The organism is Altererythrobacter sp. C41, assembly GCF_016803135.1.
Taxonomy (GTDB): domain Bacteria; phylum Pseudomonadota; class Alphaproteobacteria; order Sphingomonadales; family Sphingomonadaceae; genus Pelagerythrobacter.
The window spans coordinates 271,731-289,151 of sequence record NZ_JAEVFE010000001.1; the positions used below are offsets into that span (position 1 = coordinate 271,731).

Sequence of the window (17,421 nt, forward strand, 5' to 3'; positions counted from 1 at the left end):
GCCGGCGGATCAACCTGCTGTGGACACTCTCGCGTCGCTATAACCGGCGGCGCGTACCTTGGCGAGCGCGGCTTCGGCCTGTCCACGGGTCGCGTAAGGGCCCGTGCGGACTCGGTAGAAGCGCCCGGCCTTCGAGACGAACCCGCCCAGCGCGTCGGCCGCCCGATCGGCGTTTTCTTTGTTCGAGAAGGCGGCGGCCTGAACCACGAAGGCACCGGCGGGCGCTTCCGATTGCGCAGGAGCCGTGCCGTCGAGAGGTTCGAGAGCATATGCCGCAGCCGCCGGCTGTCTCGACGATGCAGGCGGTGCGCTGGGGGTCGGTTCGGGGCGTGCAAGGGGCGGCGCTGCGGTTGGCAAACCCGCCGTCTGAACGCCCGAAGGAACCGGCGGCCTGCGACCGTCCGCCAGGCTGGCCGATCCCTCCTTTGGCAAGCTGCGCCGCAACACCCCGAGCAGGGTTTCCGGCGTGTCCATGCGCAGCGGTGCCCTTCGGTCGGCGCGAAGCTCGGCGCGCTGCACCTCAGGTGGATTGACCCGGCGCACACGCACGGGTGCTCCCGCGCCTGCGCCGAGCTGCACAAGCGCGTCGGGCGACAGCGCCACCAGTTGCTTGGTCGATATCGGACCCCGCCGCTCGACCCGTGCGAGAATGGTCCGTCCGGTTTCGAGCGAAGTCACCTCGACGTAGCTCGGCAGCGGAAGCGTCTTGTGTGCGGCCGTCACCCCTGCGCCGCCATCGTCAGCGGCCAGATAGCCGACCTCGTCGTAGTTCATCACATCGGTGGGGACGTACTCGATGCCGTCGACGGTGAACGGATCCCCCAGCACCATCGGATAATCGGCCGCCGGTCCGGTCACCTGCGCCGCGAGCGGAGATCCCGCCTCGGCAGCGGGACGATCGCCTCCACCGGTCAGCCCGCACCCGGCCAGGGCGACGCTCAGTGCGAGCGCGGCGGCTCCACGAAACAAGTCATCGGGCAATCTCATCTGCAAGCAATCCCACACTCATCGCGTAGTAGTTCGAGCAGTTGTATTCGAGGATAACCCTATAATTTGCCGTTAAGAGCCACGCTGGTGCCCCCGGCCCATCGGGCTGAAACAGCGAGGCCATCACGCTGTCGTTCAGAGGGCGCTGCGGCTGCACGCCAAGCGCGCGCCACTCGCCCACGGTCCGCCACTGGCTGTGCCGCTCGTGCACCCGCGGACACACCGGCGAGACGACCTTGCTACGCACCGCGGACCAGTTGAACCCGCTCGGCACCGAGGCGCGCACCCCCCAGGGCTGCCCGGCCCGCCAACCTGCATCGCGGAAATAGTTTGCGATCGACGCCAGCGTGTCGGCGCTATTGCTGAAGATGTTCGCCCGCCCGTCGCCGTCGCCGTCGGTCGCCAGGCGTAGATAGACGCTCGGCAGGAACTGCGGATTGCCGAATGCGCCGGCCCAGCTCCCCTTGAGCTGCGAGCGCGGATACCCCTTGTCGGCGACCTTGAGCAGGTCGACGAACTCGCCGGCGAACAGCTCCCTCCGGCGCCCTTCCCAGGCGAGCGTTGCGAGCGCCTGGGCCAGATCGAAGCTCCCGGTGACCGCGCCGTAGGCCGTTTCATGGCCCCAGATCGCGACCAGGACTTCGCCCGGCACACCGTATTCCCGCTCGATCGCACGGATCGTGCCGAGCGACGACGAATAGGCGCGCCTGCCGCCATTGATCCGCGCGGCATCGACATGCCTCTCGATATAGGACGACAGCGGCGGGAACCCGCTGCCGCTCGAAGACGATCCCGGCTGTCCGCGGTCGAGCTCGATCACGCGGTGATTGGGCTGGAGGCCCTGAGTCATGCGCACGATGGTTGCCTCGCTCACCCCTTCGGCCCGCGCCCGTGCGGCGAGCTGCTGGAGATAAGTATCGAACGGCATGTCCTGCGCCGCGACCGGGACTGCAGGTGTAAACATGGCGGCGGAGAGGGCGAGGGTCAGGAGAGCGCGCTTGATCATGCGGACGTTGTGGCAGAGCTCAGTTTAACCGCAAATGATTTTCGATGTTTATGTTGGCGGCAGAGCCCAACCGACGCGCGGATGATGACAACCGCGCGCGCAGTCGCTAGCGCGCACAAACAGCGGACAGGTGGCCGAGTGGTTTAAGGCAGCGGTCTTGAAAACCGCCGTGGGTTAACGCCCACCGTGGGTTCGAATCCCACCCTGTCCGCCATCATCGGTCCCCACATGCGTTATTCCGACGCCAACCGTGGCGCCGGAAGGCTCGCTTTCGTTGCATTTTTGCGACACTTTCCCGGAAGAATAGGGTCTCTGCGCAATTTTATTTGCGAGAGCACCGGTCGTGTCGCATGCGAAGGTATGCAAATTTTGCGCGTGAGGGCGTGATTTTGCTCTTGAGCCGGTTAGCGGCCTTTTCTTGGGGGAGCGAAAAGCATGAGATCTTTTGCAATCAAAGGGCGTCTGTTCGCAGGCGCAGGAGTAGCGGCGCTGTCGTTCGCGGCATTCGCCTCGCCTGCCATGGCGCAGGATGAGCCCGATCCGACCCTTGTGCCGGATGACGCGTGCGCCGATCCCAACGATCCGAACTGCGCGGCCTACGATCAGGATGACAACGTCATCGTGGTTACGGGCTCGATTCTCCGTCGTACCGATACCGAAGCGCCGTCGCCGGTCACCGTGCTCAGTGCGGAAACCCTGGAAGAGCGCGGCATCAACACCGTGGCGGAGGCGGTGCAGCGCCTGTCGGCCAACGGTGCCGGTACGATTACCCAGGGCTGGAATACCGGTTTCAACTTCGCGTCGGGTGCGAACGCTCCGGCACTGCGCGGCCTCACGGTGCAGGCGACCCTGTCGATTTCCGACGGCCTGCGCATGGCACCCTACCCGCTTGCGGATGATGGTCAGCGCAACTTCGTCGACCTCAACACGATTCCCAACGCCGTCGTGGAGCGCATCGAGGTGCTGCGTGATGGCGCCTCGTCGACTTATGGCGCCGACGCGATCGCGGGCGTCATCAACGTCATCACCAAGAAGGAGATCCAGGGTCTCCACTTGGGCGGCTCGGTCGGCGTTTCGCAGCGCGGCGATGCCGGCGAGCAGCGCATCGACGCCACCTGGGGTTATGGCGATCTCGCCGAACAAGGCTTCAACTTCTACGTAAGCGGCGAATACCAGAAGCAGGATGCGCTCTGGGCCCGCGACCGCGGCTATCCCTTCAATACGCAGGATTGGACCGGGGTGTGCGGTGCCAGCGGCAGCTGTCTGCCGAACCTCAACTGGAACGGCTACACTCCGGAAGACGGAAGCTTCAACGGCCTCATCAGCATTCCAGGCGTGACGCTCGTCCGTCCGGTCGACGATGCACCGCTGGACCCGGACGACGACGACGATAGCCCGCCGAACCCGATGACGGGCGCAGGCCGGTTCGAGTTCCTGAACCCGGCGGCCGGCTGCCTCAACTACAATATGCATCAGAACACCGCCGGTTCGGGTACCGCCCCGCTGGCCGGCGTGTGCGAGGTCGATTTCCACGGCGACTACATCATGTTGCAGCCGGAAATCGAACGTAGGGGTCTGACGGCACGCTTCACTGCCAATGTTGGCGATCGTGCGCAGATCTATGCGATTGCCAACTATTACAACACCAAGACTCATGCGTCGTTCACGCCGCTGGGCTTCAACGGCACGCCGACTCCGCCGAACAACGGGGTGGCCGCCTACAACGTGATGCTGCCGGTATACGTCTGCAACACCGGCGTCGGCACGCCGACCGGCACGGGCACCGGCTGCGACGCCACCAACGGCGTCCTCAACCCCTACAACCCCTATGCTGCCGACGGCCGCACAGCGCAGGCGTTCGTTCGCTCGACCCGTCCCCGCACCGTCGATACGAGTTCGCGCTCGCTGCGCGGCGTGCTTGGCATCGATGGCACCTTCGGCGACGACTGGCGCTATTCGGCCAGCTTCACCGGGTCCGAAGTGCGCCTGAAGCGTGGGCAGGACAATTACTATATCCCGCAGCGGATCATGGATGCCGTCGCGCGCGGCCAGATCAACTTCAACGATCTGGAAGCCACGCCGGAGGATATCTGGGACTACATCGGCCCGCGTCAGGTCACGACGTCGGTGTCGGAACTGTGGCAGGTCCAGGGCACCCTCGCCAAGGATCTGTTCGAGCTTCCGGGCGGCCCGTTGCAGGCAGCGGTCGGCCTGTCCTACCGTGACGAGTCGATCGACGCGCCGAGCGGCAATCCGGGTACGCTGGGCAACCAGTATGATCGCTATTACAGCATCAACTCGGTGGGTACCTCGGGCAGCCGTAACGTGAAGTCGGCGTTCTTCGAAGTGGGCGCGCCGATCGTCGAGCAGTTCGAGGTCAACGTCTCGGGCCGCTACGACGATTATTCGACGGGCCAGTCGAACTTCTCGCCGAAGGTTGGTGTCAAGTTCACTCCCATCCCGCAGCTCGCCCTGCGCGGCACCTTCTCGAAGGGTTTCCGCATTCCGAGCTTCAACGAGAGCTTCGGCCTCCCGACCACGGGCTATGTGACCCGTACGGTCAATTGCGAGACCTTCGCGGCTTTCTGTGCGGCGCATGGTGATAACGCTTACGCGACCGGCAACTACTCGCTGGGCCTTACGCAGGTTGGCAATCCGGAACTGGATCCCGAAAAGTCGACGGCGTTCACCGCCGGCGTCGTTTACGAGCCGATCCGCAACGTCAGCCTGACGGTCGATTTCTGGCACATCGAGGTCAAGGACCTGATCGTCGGCGTGACCGACACCAGCGCGGCTGAAGCTGCCTACTATGCCAACAACGGCGTGGTGGACATTCCGGGCATCACCGTGATCCCGGGGCAGCCCGACCCGGCGTTCCCGAACGCGCTGCCTCTGATCGGCTTCATCCAGTCGTCGTTCACCAACGAGAACCAGCAGACGGTTAGCGGCATCGATTTCGGTGCCCGTGCGAGCTTGCCCATCGGAGATGCGGTGACCTGGCGGACGGACTTCGATGCTTCGTACATGCTGAAGTACGAACTGAAGACCGACGACGGCGAAGTGCTGCGTTATGACGGCACGCTCAGCCCCTGCAACATCACGTCCTGCTCGGGTTCGCCCAAGTGGCGCGCGACGTGGCAGAACACGCTGGAGTTCGGCGATACTGCAGTCAGTCTGACGGCCTACTACACCAAGGGCTACGATACGGCGTCGATCGACTTCGGCGGCATCAAGGGCGATTGCGCCTTCAACGCCGAGAACGGAACGTCGACGCACGCCTACATCGATGGCACTCCGGTCAATTGTAAGACCGAGGACATCTGGAATCTCGACCTGACGGTGTCGCAGAAGGTAGGCGACAGGTTCACGATCTACGCGAACGTGCTCAACCTGCTCGACACCGAGCCGCCGTTCGATCCGGACGCCGCTTATGCCCTGTTCGGCTTCAACCCGGCATGGGCTGGCCCGAATATCATGGGTCGCTACTTCCGCCTCGGCGCGAAGGTCGACTTCTAAACAAAGACGGTATAACGAGCTTGGGCGGCTTTCTTCGAAAGCCGCCCATTTTTTTCATCATCTGCGCAGGAGAACTGCGCACGATACGGGTGAAGGAATAGTCCGCGTGATCAAGATCAGCCTCGCGGTGTTGCTGGTTGCAATTCCAGCTGCTGCTTTCGCCTTGGATTCCGACGAACCGCCGGCTGCCAAGCCGGACGAGGAAAAAGTAATCTGCAAGCGGGAAGTGGCGACCGGATCGATCATGTCGCGGCGCATCTGCCTCACCAAGGCGGAATGGAAGGCACTCGAGGAACAGGGCAAGGCCGACCTCGATCGCACCCGGGCCATGGAACGCTCGCGCTCGCTGGTAAATGAGAACCTCTGACCGCTAGGCCGCCGCGGGCGACATCTTGCGCCTATTTCGTATCACCCGGCATTAGCGTTCGCGTGCCGGCGATTAGCGGCGGTGCTGGCGTCGTGTTGTCGGCGCGTGCGCAGGAGGTGATCTTCGCGGACGCCGCCTCTTCGGTTCGCCTCGCAGCGGTCGCCTTCATGGTCTTGGGGGTCGTCGTCGATTTCGTATTCCATCGTGCCTCTCCTTCGATGGAGAAACGCGTGGGACTTCGAGTGGTAACGACCTCGTCGGCGGAGCGCCCCGATTTTTCGCCGAACCGCTGTCAGACGGTTATCGCGTGGCGCCGGAGCGCCTCGTAGTCCGCGCGGCACGCGTCCGCCACTTCGCGATACACGTTGTCCAGCATTGGCGCGGGACCGGGCGGGCGGCCGAAGCCGGTGGAATCATTGACCCTGTCGTACCAGTGAGCGCCCCACACGCCGTCCGCCGGGTGCGGCCCCCTCTCCCACCGAAGCATCGCCGGATCCCAGTCGATGCCCAGCGCACGGCATAGCTTCTCCAGCACGCCCGGCGGGTCGGCGAGGATGTCGTCCGAGTCCACCACCGGGGGGATGCCCCCTGTCCGCTCGGCTTCATATTCGAAATAGCGGCGCAGCTGTTCGAAGCCGAGCATCTCGGGTCGGCGCAGTTCGTTCTTCGCGCGGTAGCTTGCGACCACGCGTTCCGGCGCACGGATCAGGAAGGCATGCCGATGATCCGGCATGGCGGCGATCCCGACCGGGCCGACCATGTGGTGCGGCATGTGCTTCTGATACCAGATCGGGTCACCGCCGGGAGCATCGCCTGACTGGGCCGCCAGCACCGAGCGCCAATCGCAATCCATCGAAACGATCGTTTCCTCCGCCATGGGATGCGGCTCTCCCGTCGCCTTGAGGAACGCGCCGTAGAACGGCTCGTCCGAAACGGCGCAATCCGCCCGCGAGGAGAAGCTGCGCATCATCGCGGTCGAGATGTTGCGCGGGCCGGACCACATGGCGATGCGGATCGTCATGGCCGCGCCCTCCCGGCGACATCCCGCGCAAGACGTTCCAGATAGAGCTGCTGGAGCCGCTCGACTATCGGGCCCCGCTCGGCACCGAGCACCCGCCCGTCGACCGAGCCGACCGGCGCCACGCCGGCGAAGGTGCCGGTGGTGAACGCCTCGTCCGCGCCGTAGACATGGGTCAGCGAGAAGTTGCGCTCGAACACCGGGATGCCGGCTTCCCGGGCTACTTCGATCACCAGGCCGCGGGTGATCCCGTCGAGGCAGTAGTCGCCCGTCGACGTCCAGATCTCGCCGTCCCGAGCAATGAAGAAGTGCGTCGAATTGCAGGTCGCGACGAAGCCGTGAGGGTCGAGCATGAGCCCCTCGTCCGCCCCGGCCTGCGCGGCCTGGATGCAGGCGGTGATGCAGTTCAGCTTCGAATGCGAATTGAGCATCGGGTCCTGCACGTCGGGATAGCCGCGGCGCACGTGGACCGTGAACAGCCGAAGCATCCGTGTCGCGGTTTCGGGCGCCGGCTCCTTCCATTCGGGAATGATGACGATGGTTGCCGGCGTCACCACCACGCGCGGGTCCTGATAGGGGGTGGAGCGCACGCCGCGCGTGACCATCAGGCGGATGTGCACGCCATCGTCCGTCATGCCGTTGGCATCGAGTACCGCGTAGAGCCGCCGCTCGAACTCCTCGCGGGTGACGTCGATGTCCATGTGGATCGCCTTGGCGCCGCGCCACAGGCGATCGAGGTGCCGGTCGAGAAAGGCCAGGCGGCCGCCATGAAGCCGGATCCCCTCCCACACGCCGTCGCCGAGCATGAAGCCGCTGTCGAACACGCTGACCCTGGCTTCGGCCCGCGGGAAATGCTCGCCGTTCACGTCGATCAGAATGGTCTCGTTCCGCGTATCCGGAACGTAGTGGTGCGTGCCCTGCGTCATTCGCTCAGTGCCCTCTCTGGACGATGTCGTCCATCATCTCGCGCAGCTTGGGATCCCACTCGGCGCGCAGTTCCCTGATCTTCGCGAGCAGCGGCTCGTTCTCGTAGGCCGGAATGTCGAGCCGGTAGAGATCAGCCACCGCGCGCATCGAAGTGCGGTCCATTTCCTCGAATGCGTCCGCCATCGCGCGGGCGCCCTGCGGGTCGGCGCCCAGCGCCTCGTAGGCGGAGCGACCCATGCGGATCGCCGCGTCGTAAGTCTCGCGAATCACGTCGCGGCAACCCATCGCCCACAGGTGGTAGACGTGATCGCGATCGATCGCGCGGGCGACGACGTGGATCTGCGGGAAGTTCGTGATCGCGTACTGGACGAGCTTGTCGATCTGCTCCCGCTCGTCGAGCGCCACGATCAGCAGCTTCGCGCGCGCGATCCCGGCGGATGCCAGCAGGTCGGGCCGCGTCGCGTCGCCGAAATAGCTTTTCACCCCGAACTTCTTGAGATGCTCAAGGTGCGTCGAATCGTAGTCGATCACGGTCGCGCGGTAACCGGCAATATCGAGCATGCGGTCGACGATCCCGCCGACCCGACCGCGTCCCGCGATGATGATCGGGTTCTCCTCCTCGATCGGATCGGCCTCGCGCTCCTCGCCGCGGCAATAGGCGGCCTCGATCAGGCGGTCGTAGGCGATGAACAGCAACGGCGTGGCGAGCATGGTGAGGGCCACGATCAGCAGCAGCAGGTCGGCCGTTTCGCCATCCAGCACGAAATTGGCCACCGCGAAGCCGATCAACACGAAGGCGAACTCGCCCGCCTGGGCGAGGCTGAGGGAGAAGAGCCACGAGGCCTGGCGCCGGATCCCGGCGATGCGCGCGATCAGCGCAAGGACCGCGGCCTTCACCCCGATCACGACCGCCGCCCAGAAGAGCACCGTGCCCCAGTTCTCCATCGCCAGTGCGAAGTCGACTCCCGCGCCGACGGTAATGAAGAACAGGCCGAGCAGCAGGCCCTTGAAGGGTTCGATGTCGCTTTCGAGTTCGTGCCGGTATTCGCTGTTCGCAAGGACCACCCCGGCGAGGAATGTGCCGAGAGCCGGTGAGAGGCCGACGATCGTCATCAGCAGCGCGATGCCGATCACGAAGACGAGCGCCGTGGCGGTGAACAGCTCGCGCAAGTGCGCCGCAGCGATGAAGCGGAAGACCGGCCGGGTGAGATAGGTGCCGATGAACACGACCGCTCCGACCGCGGCCAGCGTCGTCAGGCCGGAGAGCCAGACCGGCATGCCCTCGGTCAGGTTGAAGCCGCTGCCGTGGCCGTGCGCAGCGCTCGCGACGGCAGAGCCTGCCGAGGCCAGCTCGGGCAAGGCGAGGAACGGCAGAATGGCGAGCATCGGGATGACCGCGACGTCCTGAAACAGCAGGACCGAGAAGCTTCCTTCCCCGCCCTCGCTTTTCAGCAGGCCTTTCTCGGTGAGAGTTTGCACCACGATCGCGGTGGAGGAGAGCGCGAGTATCATGCCGATCGCGAGCGCGGTGCGCCACGCCTCGCCCGCGAGCATCATCGCCGCTGCGAGCGCCAGGGTCGTCAGCAGCACCTGCCCGCCGCCCAGCCCGATCAGGCGCCGGCGCATTTCCCACAGCTTCTTCGGCTCGAGCTCCAGCCCGACGATGAACAGCATCATGACGACGCCGAATTCGGCAAAGGCCTGGAGCGCATCGACGTCGACCCGCAGAGCGCCGAGCAGTGGCGAGATCGCCATTCCGGCGAGCAGATAACCGAGCACGGAGCCGAGCCCGAACCGGGTGGCAAGCGGCACGGCGACCACGCCCGCCATCATGATCACGAAGGCGAGGATCAGGAACTCGGTCATCTCGTTCTCCCTCGCCGCGGTCCCCGTCGGGGCCGCTTAGTGCCCGCAGGCGCCGGTCAGATGTGTAGCGCGCGTCCGTAGGCGCCGAGCACGCTCTCGTGCATCATCTCCGAAAGAGTCGGATGCGGGAAGACCGTCTGCATCAACTCGGCTTCGGTGGTTTCCAGCGTCTTGCCGACGGCATAGCCTTGAATCAGCTCGGTCACCTCGGCTCCGATCATGTGTGCGCCGAGCAGCTCGCCGGTCTTCGCGTCGAACACGGTCTTGATGAAGCCTTCGGCCTCGCCGAGCGCGATCGCCTTGCCGTTGCCGATGAAGGGGAAGTTGCCCACCTTCACCTCGTGGCCGGCTTCCTTCGCCCTCGCCTCGGTCATGCCGACGCTGGCGATCTGCGGATGGCAGTAGGTGCAGCCCGGGATATTGTTGCGGTCGAGCGGATGCGGGTGGACGTCCTTGTTGCCCAGCTCCCGCGCGATCGCCTCGGCCGCGGTGACGCCTTCGTGGCTGGCCTTGTGCGCCAGCCACGGACCGGGCGTGCAGTCGCCGATCGCCCACAGGCCCTTGCTCTTCGTGCGACCGTAGGGATCGATCTGGATGAAGCCGCGGTCCATCTCGGCGAGCTTCTCCAGGCCGACGTTCTCCGTATTGGGCTGAATCCCGATCGCAACGATCACGTGGCTGAACTCGCTTTCGGAGACCTTGCCGTCTTTTGCCTTGATCTTCGCCTTCACCCCGCTCGGGCCGACTTTCAGGTCTTCCACGCCCGCCCCGGTCATGATCGTCATGCCTTGCTTGGTGAGCGACTTCTCGAGGAAAGTGGAGACGTCCTTGTCCTCCACCGGCACGATCCGGTCGAGCATCTCAACGACCGTAACTTCGGCACCCATATCGTTGTAGAAACTCGCGAATTCGATCCCGATCGCGCCGCTGCCGATGACCAGAAGTTTCTTCGGCATCTCGGGCGGGGTCATCGCGTGTCGGTAGGTCCACACGCGTTTCCCGTCGGCCTTCGCGAACGGCAGATCCCGCGCCCGCGCGCCGGTCGCGACGATCACGTGCTTCGCTTCCAGCTTCTCTTCACCTTTCTCGCCCTTGACGGTCATGGAGGTTGGGCCGGTCATGGTCCCCTCGCCCATATGAACGGCGATCTTGTTCTTCTTCATCAGGTGCGTGACGCCCTGGTTGAGCTGCTTGGCGACGCCCCGGCTGCGCTTCACCACCGCTTCGAGATCGGCCTCTATCTCCTTGGCTTTGAGACCGTAATCCTGCGCATGCTGCATGTAATGGAAGATCTCGGCCGAGCGCAGCAGCGCCTTGGTCGGGATGCAGCCCCAGTTGAGGCAGATGCCGCCCAGGTTCTCGCGCTCGACGATCGCGGTCTTCAGCCCGAGCTGCGCGCAGCGGATCGCCGCCACATAACCGCCGGGGCCCGAACCGAGCACGATAACGTCGTATTTGTCAGCCATTACTCATTTCCTTGGGGAGTGATGTCGCCGCCTCGCCGACCGCCCGTGGACGATCGCTCTCATCGAGCAGCACGAATTTGAAGGTTCCGGCCGCGACCTTCACGGTCGTCTCGCCATTGCGTTCGCGGGCGATCGCGTCGGCGGTGATGGTCAGCGACGTGCGGCCGGTCGCGGCGATATCGCAGTAGACCGAGAGTTCGTCGCCGACCGCCATCGCGCCCGGAAACGCGAAATCGGAGGCGGAGACGACGACCGCCTTGCCCTGTCCTACCCGGCTCGCGAGCGCTCCGGCGGCGAGCGCCATCTGACTCATCAGCCATCCTCCGAACACGCCGCCATAAGGGTTGGTATCCGCCGGCATGGCGGTGACGCGGATCATCGGCTCGGTGCGGTGGTCCATTCGTCAGCCCGCCAGCAGTTCGATGCTCGACGCCTTGACCCATCCCCAGCCGCAAGGGCCTTCGTAGGCGACAGGTTCGGCAACGGGCCTGCTCACGCGGCAATCGCCGAGCTCCTGGAACTCCGCGTCGGCGAAAACGATGCCCTGCCACTCGTCCGCGGCTTCGCAAAGCCAGACGATCGTATCGCTGGGCAGGTCGTCCTTTACCCGAGTGTCTTCGCCGGGCCCCTCGTGAACGGTCTGCTCCGGCTCGCCGCCCGCGATGCGCCCGATGCCCAGGCACGCATCCTCGCCCGGACCCGCGAGTCCGACCATGGGGGCGCGGCCTTCCTCGTGCACGACCGCCTCGGGAGCCGGCGGCCCCACCTGACTGGCGAGCACCGCGAGGAGGAACACCGGGATCATGTCAGACGAGCAGCCCCATCGGGTTCTCGACCAGGTTCTTGAACGCGTCCATCAGCTTGGCGCCGTCGACGCCGTCGATCGCGCGGTGGTCGAAGCTGCCGGTGGCCGTCATCACCGTGGCGACGCCGAGCGCGTCGTCGATCACGTAGGGCCGCTTCTCGCCTGCGCCGACCGCCAGGATCATCGCCTGCGGCGGGTTGATCACGGCGTCGAACTGCTTGGTCCCGAACATGCCGAGGTTGGAGATCGAGGCCGTGCCGCCCTGATACTCGTGCGGCTGCAGCTTGCCGTCGCGCGCCTTGCCCGCGAGCTCCTTCATCTCGGTCGAGATCTGCGCGAGACCCTTGCGCCCTGCGTCAACGATGATCGGGGTGATCAGGCCGCTGGGCGCCGCCACGGCGACCGAGACGTCCTGCCGCGTGTACTGGTGCAACTCATCGCCCTGGAAGCTGACGTTGCACTGCGGCACGCGCTGCAGCGCACGGGCGAGCGCCTTTATCAGAAGGTCGTTGACCGAGAGCTTGACGCCCTCTGCCTCGAGGCTGGCGTTGAGTTCGCCGCGCAGCTTGAGCAGCGCGTCGAGTCGCACGTCCACCGTCAGGTAGATGTGCGGGATCGTCTGCTTTGCCTCGGTGAGACGGCGCGCGATGACCTTGCGCACGTTGTTGAGCTTCTGGGCCTCGTAAGGCGCGCCGAACTCGCTCTGCTGCGAGCCCGCAGGGGCAGCAGCCTTGGCCGGTTCTGCGGCCTTGGAAGGGGCTTGCGCCTGCCCGCTGGCCGCCGGCGCACTCTCGACATCCGCCTTCACGATTCGCCCGTTCGGTCCGCTTCCCTGCACCGAAGCGAGATCGACCCCCTTCTGCTCGGCGATCCGCTTCGCAAGCGGAGAGGCGATAACTCGGTCGCCCTCTGCCTTGGGCGCTGCGGCCGCTTTCGGCTTTTCGGGGGCCTTCGCAGAAGCGGGGGCTTCCGGCGCAGCGGGAGACTTTTCTCCATCTTCGGAGCCGCTTGCCTTCACCGGTGCCGGCGCCTTCTCACTCCCGGCCGGCTTCGATTCTGCCGCTGCCTTCGCGTCGTCCGCGTCTTCATCCTCGCCCGCCAGTGTGGCGATTACAGTGCCGACTTTCACGCCTTCGGTCCCCTCGGGCACCTCGATCTTGACGATCGTTCCCTCGTCGACCGCCTCGAATTCCATCGTGGCCTTGTCGGTCTCGATCTCGGCCATCACGTCGCCAGCGCTGACTTGATCGCCTTCCTTCACGAGCCATCGGGCGAGAGTGCCCTCCTCCATGGTGGGCGAAAGAGCGGGCATCTTGATCGGCGTCGGCATGTTTCCGTTGGGTCCTCGCGAGTTTTCGGCCCTGCTCTGGCCAATTTGGCGCGCACGGGCAAGGTCCTTGCGCGGAATACGATTTCATCGGATACCTGCGCCCGGAGGGCAAAGCATGCGGGTCTATCTCGTGATCATGGACGAGACCGAGGAAGCGCGCAAAGCGCTTCGGTTCGCCGCGCGCCGCGCGGCTGCAACGGACGGTGCCGTGCACATCCTCGCGCTGGTCCAGCCGCAGAGCTTCAACGCTTTCGGCGGCGTCCAGGCGACGATCGAGCAGGAGGCCCGCGACCGCGCCGAAGTCATGGCTACTAGCGCCGCGGGCAATCTCTATTCCGAAAGCGGAAAAATGCCGACCATCGCGGTGCGGGTCGGCGAAGGGCAGGCGGTCATCAAGGAATACCTTGCCGAGCATCCGGAGGTCGCGGCGCTGGTGCTCGGCTCCGCGCCGGAGGGCGGGCCCGGGCCGCTCGTGACGCATTTCTCCGCGCACGCCGGCTCGTTGCCCTGCCCTCTCTTCGTGATTCCCGGCTCGCTGAGCTCGGAAGACATCGACCAGTTGAGTTAGACTGCGGCAGTCCGCGCGCGAAGCGCCTTCAGGCCCCGCCATTCGAGAATCACGAACAGCTCGACCACGACCGCCTGCGCGATGATGACCGCATGGCCGAGTCCCGTCAGCGCGTTGAGGTGGAGCAGCCAGACCGCGAGGCTGGCGAGCACCCATCCGGCGTTGCCTGCGACTACCACCGCCAGCAGCGGACGGGACGGCCTGTATGCAAGGAACGCCAACAGCGCCGCCACCGGCAGGCAGATCCATCCGGCTGCGGCGACGATCGTGGCGGGCAGGCCCAGCAGACCTGCGACGGCAGAGGTGGCTCCCACGCAGAGCGCGAAGAAGAGCGCGCAGCTCGCCGCGTCGAGTACGAGGGCCTGGAAAAGAGTTATATTGCGCATGTGCTTTACTCCGTTGGTTGGACAAGCGCATGGGTCGCAGTGACGGGGAGGCAAGTCGATTACCTGACAGGTAATGGTGCTCACACTGCTCACACATTAGGAAACCCCTTATGGAACAGGCCTCTCTCGGTGAGATGCTGCGCGAATGGCGCGCGCGGCGGAAAGTCAGCCAGCTCGACCTCGCGCTCGCGAGCGAGATATCGGCGCGGCACCTCAGCTTTATCGAGACCGGCCGCAGCGCGCCGAGCACCTCGGTGATCGACCGCCTTGCGCGCGAACTGAGCATGCCGATGCGCGCGCATAACGCGATGCGGATCGCTGCCGGATACGCGCCGGCCCATCGGGAGCGGCCGCTCGACGATCCGCAGCTCAGCGACGCACGGACGATCGTCGAACAGGTTCTCGCGGGCCATGAGCCCTACCCCGCCCTCGCGGTCGACCGGGCATGGAATCTGGTCGCGGCTAACGCGGCCCTGCCACTGCTGCTCGCGGGAGTCGCGCCCGAACTGCTTGAGCCCCCGGTCAATGTATTGCGCATCGCTCTCGATCCGCGCGGCATCGCGCCGCAGATCGCCAATTTCGCCGAATGGCGCGCGCATCTTCTCGCGCGGCTGTCGGCGCAAATCGAGGCAACGGGCGATCCGGCGCTCGAGCGGCTCGAAGCCGAGTTGCGAGCAATTCCCTATCGTTCGTCAAGCCCATCCCCGCGAGGGCACGGCGGTGCCATCGCGGTGCCGTTGCAGCTCGACACGCCGCATGGGCGTCTGTCGTTCATCTCGACGACAACGGTGTTCGGCTCGCCTCTCGACATCACACTGTCGGAGCTGGCGATCGAGGCATTCTTCCCCGCGGATCGCGAGACTGGCGAACGCCTGCGTGCCGCGCTCGGCTAGCGCTTCTTGCCGCGTCCCTGATGGCGGATATTGCCCGGGCGTCCACGCTTTCCCTGAATGTACTTGCCCTTCTTCTGCCCGCGCGGAGGGGGGCGGTCGCCCCGCGGCTCGATCGCGCGGCCGTTCGCGTCGAGCGGTTCGAACTTGAGGGCACCGGTGAGCGGGTTCGCTTCTCCGAGCCTCAGCTTGAGGCGATCTCCGCTCGCATAGCGTGTGCCGCTGTCCGCGCCCACGAGAGCCTGCGCCGCTTCGTCGTAGTAGAAGTGCTCGGCGCCGAGGGTCGAGACCGGAACGAGCCCATCGCCTCCGAGCCCAACGATGGTGGCGAAGAAGCCGAACGGCTGCACGCCGGTGATCCGCGTGTCGAAGGTTTCGCCCATTCGCCCCGCGAGCCAGGCTGCGACGTAGCGGTCGATCGTGTCGCGCTCGGCCTCCATGGCGCGGCGCTCGGCGGCGCTGATCGCGTCCGAGACCTTGGACAGGTCGTCCCGGTCGCGATCCGATAGGCCGGTCGTCGGCGCTAAATCCCCGCCGTTCGGCTTCGGCTGCTCGAGCCCGAAGGCATCGACCAGCGCCCGGTGAACGAGCAGGTCGGCGTAGCGCCGGATAGGTGATGTGAAGTGCGCGTAGGAGCCGAGCGCGAGGCCGAAATGGCCGGCGTTCTGCGGGCCGTAGTAGGCCTGCGTCTGCGTACGCAGCACGGCCTCCATCACTTGCGCCTTCTCGCTCTCGTCGGTCACGTCCTTGAGCATGCGGTTGAACAGCCCCGGCGTGATCACCTGCCCCAACGCCAGCGTGCGGCCGAACGTGGCGAGATAGTCCTTGAGCGCGACCAGCTTCTCGCGGCTCGGCGGCTCGTGGACACGATAGACGACGGGCGCCGTCTTGCTCTCCAGCGCTTTGGCGGCAGCCACGTTCGCTGCGATCATGAAATCCTCGACCACACGGTGCGCGTCGAGCCGTTCGCGGACCGCGATCTCGGCGATCCTGCCCTGCTCGTCGAGCACAACGCGCCGCTCGGGCAGTTCGAGCTCGAGCGGGTCGCGCGCATTGCGGGCGGCGAACAGCAGCTTCCACGCGTCCCAGAGGTGCTGCAGATGCTCGGGCGCATTGCCCTGGTCGATCGCCTTCTGCGCGTCCTCGTACGCGACGTTATGGGCGATCCGCACGAGCGCGCGGGTGAAGCGCCACTTCGTCACCTTGCCCTCAGGCGAAATGCGCAAGTGGCAGGCCATCGCGGCGCGATCCTCCTCCTGCTTGAGGGAGCAGACGTCGCCGCTCAGCACTTCCGGCAACATCGGGACGACGCGGTCGGGGAAATAGACCGAATTGCCACGCTTGCGCGCCTCACGGTCGATCTGACCGCCGGCCCGCACGTAGAAGCTCACATCGGCGATCACGACCAGCGCGCGGTAGCCACCTTCGCCGTCCGGTTCGGCCCAGATCGCGTCGTCGTGATCGCGCGCGTCGGCCGGATCGATCGCGACGATCGGCAGGTGGCGCAGATCCTCGCGCTTATCCTCGCTCAGCGGCAGCTTCGCTGCGCGCTCTGCTTCGTCAAGCGCGGCTTCGGGGAAGACGTGTGGGATGCCGTGCTTGGCGATTGCGATGAGCGAGAAGCTCTTCGGCGCCAGCGGATCGCCGAGCACTTCCACCACGTTGACGCCGGACCGCGGCGAGCGTCCCGCGGGCTCGGCCAGCACGAGCTGTCCTTCCTCCGCTCCGCCGAGGTCGGCAATCGGCGAGGAACTGCGCACCCGCTTGTCGACCGGCGCGAGCCAGCCTTTACCGCTGGCGTCGATTTCGACGACGCCCATCAGCCCCTCGGTACGGGCGGGGAGCTTCTTCATCACGTGCGCTTTCCACCCGCGCCCGGTCTCCTCGGTGCGAGCGAGGACCCGGTCGCCGGTTTTCAGCGCCGCCTGACGGGACTTGCCCTTCTTCCCTTCGATCACTCGTAGCCGCGGTGGCGGCGTGGCATCGTCGGGTTGCCAGGCATCGGGAATCGCAAAAGCCTCGCCGTCCTCGATCTCCACCACGCGCAGCACGGTGACTTTCGGCACCCCGCCCATGCGGTGATAGGCGGTCTTCTTGCCGTCTATCAGGCCTTCCTCGGCCATGTCCTTCAGACGGTGCTTGAGCGCGATCTTTTCCTGCCCCTTGAGGCCGAAGGCCTTGGCGATCTCGCGTTTGCCAGCCGGCGTGTCCGCGGTCTGGATGAATTCGAGGATTTGCTCGCGCGAGGGCAAGCCGTGGGTCTTGCGTGACATGGCGCGGGCCTATTCC

Annotated in this window: 16 protein-coding genes and 1 tRNA gene; 5 read left to right on the forward strand and 12 right to left on the reverse strand. The window is 65.7% G+C overall.

What is annotated here, in order from left to right; genetic code table 11:
* Nucleotides 1–9: 9 nt before the first annotated feature.
* Both JNO53_RS01235 and JNO53_RS01240 read right to left on the reverse strand, forming a co-directional pair.
* Entirely contained in the window at nucleotides 10–987 is a 978-nt protein-coding gene (locus tag JNO53_RS01235) for an SPOR domain-containing protein (protein WP_203106997.1), read from the reverse strand.
* Nucleotides 971–1,993, reverse strand: coding sequence for a lytic murein transglycosylase (locus JNO53_RS01240; protein WP_203106998.1), 1,023 nt, complete (start codon nucleotides 1,991–1,993; stop codon nucleotides 971–973). The genes JNO53_RS01235 and JNO53_RS01240 overlap by 17 nt, the downstream gene beginning before the upstream one ends.
* A gap of 124 nt (nucleotides 1,994–2,117) precedes the next feature.
* On the opposite strand from JNO53_RS01240, the gene JNO53_RS01245 reads away from it, so the two are divergent.
* The 3 genes from JNO53_RS01245 to JNO53_RS01255 all read left to right on the forward strand — a co-directional run bounded on the left by JNO53_RS01245 (nucleotide 2,118) and on the right by JNO53_RS01255 (nucleotide 5,876).
* Nucleotides 2,118–2,207 (forward strand) — tRNA-Ser (locus JNO53_RS01245).
* Nucleotides 2,208–2,428: 221 nt separating this feature from the next.
* A complete protein-coding gene (locus tag JNO53_RS01250; RefSeq protein WP_203106999.1) occupies nucleotides 2,429–5,509 on the forward strand; it encodes a TonB-dependent receptor plug domain-containing protein in 3,081 nt (1,026 codons plus the stop codon).
* A gap of 106 nt (nucleotides 5,510–5,615) precedes the next feature.
* Nucleotides 5,616–5,876, forward strand: coding sequence for a hypothetical protein (locus JNO53_RS01255; protein ID WP_203107000.1), 261 nt, complete (start codon nucleotides 5,616–5,618; stop codon nucleotides 5,874–5,876).
* A gap of 41 nt (nucleotides 5,877–5,917) precedes the next feature.
* Here the strand turns inward: JNO53_RS01255 and JNO53_RS01260 are convergent, their stop codons facing one another.
* The 8 genes from JNO53_RS01260 to JNO53_RS01295 form a co-directional block, all read right to left on the reverse strand.
* Nucleotides 5,918–6,079, reverse strand: a complete 162-nt coding sequence (locus JNO53_RS01260; protein ID WP_203107001.1) for a hypothetical protein — start codon at nucleotides 6,077–6,079, stop codon at nucleotides 5,918–5,920.
* An 89-nt stretch (nucleotides 6,080–6,168) separates the two neighbouring features.
* Nucleotides 6,169–6,897, reverse strand: coding sequence for an HAD family hydrolase (locus tag JNO53_RS01265; protein ID WP_203107002.1), 729 nt, complete (start codon nucleotides 6,895–6,897; stop codon nucleotides 6,169–6,171).
* A complete protein-coding gene (locus tag JNO53_RS01270; protein WP_203107003.1) occupies nucleotides 6,894–7,820 on the reverse strand; it encodes an aminotransferase class IV in 927 nt (308 codons plus the stop codon). The genes JNO53_RS01265 and JNO53_RS01270 overlap by 4 nt, the downstream gene beginning before the upstream one ends.
* 4 nt (nucleotides 7,821–7,824) lie before the next feature.
* Complete coding sequence (locus tag JNO53_RS01275) at nucleotides 7,825–9,687, reverse strand: monovalent cation:proton antiporter-2 (CPA2) family protein (RefSeq protein WP_203107004.1); 1,863 nt, start codon at nucleotides 9,685–9,687, stop codon at nucleotides 7,825–7,827.
* 56 nt (nucleotides 9,688–9,743) lie between these two features.
* Nucleotides 9,744–11,153, reverse strand: a complete 1,410-nt coding sequence (gene lpdA, locus JNO53_RS01280; protein WP_203107005.1) for a dihydrolipoyl dehydrogenase — start codon at nucleotides 11,151–11,153, stop codon at nucleotides 9,744–9,746.
* Complete coding sequence (locus JNO53_RS01285) at nucleotides 11,146–11,553, reverse strand: acyl-CoA thioesterase (protein ID WP_203107006.1); 408 nt, start codon at nucleotides 11,551–11,553, stop codon at nucleotides 11,146–11,148. Before JNO53_RS01285 ends, lpdA begins: the two co-directional genes overlap by 8 nt.
* Before the next feature lie 3 nt (nucleotides 11,554–11,556).
* Complete coding sequence (locus tag JNO53_RS01290; protein WP_203107007.1) at nucleotides 11,557–11,958, reverse strand: hypothetical protein; 402 nt, start codon at nucleotides 11,956–11,958, stop codon at nucleotides 11,557–11,559.
* A gap of 1 nt (nucleotide 11,959) precedes the next feature.
* Nucleotides 11,960–13,288, reverse strand: coding sequence for a pyruvate dehydrogenase complex dihydrolipoamide acetyltransferase (locus JNO53_RS01295; RefSeq protein ID WP_203107008.1), 1,329 nt, complete (start codon nucleotides 13,286–13,288; stop codon nucleotides 11,960–11,962).
* Between the two features lie 115 nt (nucleotides 13,289–13,403).
* On the opposite strand from JNO53_RS01295, the gene JNO53_RS01300 reads away from it, so the two are divergent.
* Complete coding sequence (locus JNO53_RS01300) at nucleotides 13,404–13,856, forward strand: universal stress protein (protein WP_203107009.1); 453 nt, start codon at nucleotides 13,404–13,406, stop codon at nucleotides 13,854–13,856.
* Here the strand turns inward: JNO53_RS01300 and JNO53_RS01305 are convergent.
* The gene (locus tag JNO53_RS01305; RefSeq protein ID WP_203107010.1) at nucleotides 13,853–14,242 is read right to left on the reverse strand and encodes a hypothetical protein; all 390 of its coding nucleotides are present in this window, start codon (nucleotides 14,240–14,242) and stop codon (nucleotides 13,853–13,855) included. The two genes, JNO53_RS01300 and JNO53_RS01305, sit on opposite strands and share 4 nt — an antisense overlap.
* A gap of 110 nt (nucleotides 14,243–14,352) precedes the next feature.
* Here JNO53_RS01305 and JNO53_RS01310 point away from each other — a divergent pair, with 110 nt between their 5' ends.
* Nucleotides 14,353–15,135, forward strand: coding sequence for a helix-turn-helix domain-containing protein (locus JNO53_RS01310; protein ID WP_203107011.1), 783 nt, complete (start codon nucleotides 14,353–14,355; stop codon nucleotides 15,133–15,135).
* Here JNO53_RS01310 and JNO53_RS01315 read toward each other — a convergent pair.
* Nucleotides 15,132–17,405, reverse strand: coding sequence for a ribonuclease R family protein (locus tag JNO53_RS01315; RefSeq protein WP_203107012.1), 2,274 nt, complete (start codon nucleotides 17,403–17,405; stop codon nucleotides 15,132–15,134). The two genes, JNO53_RS01310 and JNO53_RS01315, sit on opposite strands and share 4 nt — an antisense overlap.
* Nucleotides 17,406–17,421 lie beyond the last annotated feature (16 nt).